The organism is Aminobacter sp. P4_D5 (assembly GCF_056401815.1).
The window spans coordinates 1-566 of sequence record NZ_JBFUIP010001172.1 but is presented as its reverse complement, the minus strand read 5'-3'; the positions used below and the strand labels follow the sequence as shown (position 1 = coordinate 566).

1 protein-coding gene is annotated in these 566 nt (G+C 68.3%); it reads left to right on the top strand.

Annotated features, from left to right (window positions below; genetic code table 11):
- Positions 1-49 precede the first annotated feature (49 nt).
- On the top strand, positions 50-566 hold a 517-nt coding region (locus tag AC1DWF_RS37320), incomplete at its 3' end, for an alginate O-acetyltransferase AlgX-related protein (protein ID WP_476843456.1).

The following is a 566-nucleotide window of genomic DNA, read 5'->3' as shown; positions in this document are numbered from 1 at the left end:
GACCAGGGACGGGACAGCCATCGTCCGACGTGCCTTTCTCGCGGCGCCAATGGTCGCGCTGGCCGCGCCTGCGCGGGCGCAGCAACGGGCGCTCGTCGACGTAGGGCGGGACGGCTGGCTGTTCCCGGCCTGGGMTCAGCTGCAGCGGCTCAACGTGGCGGCCTTCCGGGACACGTTGCAGATTCTGTCCCAGTCGATCGTGATGCTGCGCGAAGGCCGCATGGATGTCGTGATCTGCACGATTCCATCCAGGGCGAAGCTCATGCAGCGGTTCCTGCCGGCCGGCACGCGCATCTTTCCCGACATCGAGCGGCGCTACAGCCAGAGTTCCGCTGAATTGCGGCGCGCGGGCGCGCTGGTTCCCGACCTCGACGAACGATTCACCCAAGCCTTCCAGGCCAATCCGGATCAACCGCTGTTCTACAAGACCGATACGCATTGGACGCCTCGCGGGGCCGAGATCGCCGCCATCGAGATCGCGCGCCAGATGCGCCAGCAGCTTGGAATGCCGCCCAGCGCCCGCCCGGGCACGCGCCTGGGCGACCTCCGCCCCGTGACGATGGCAG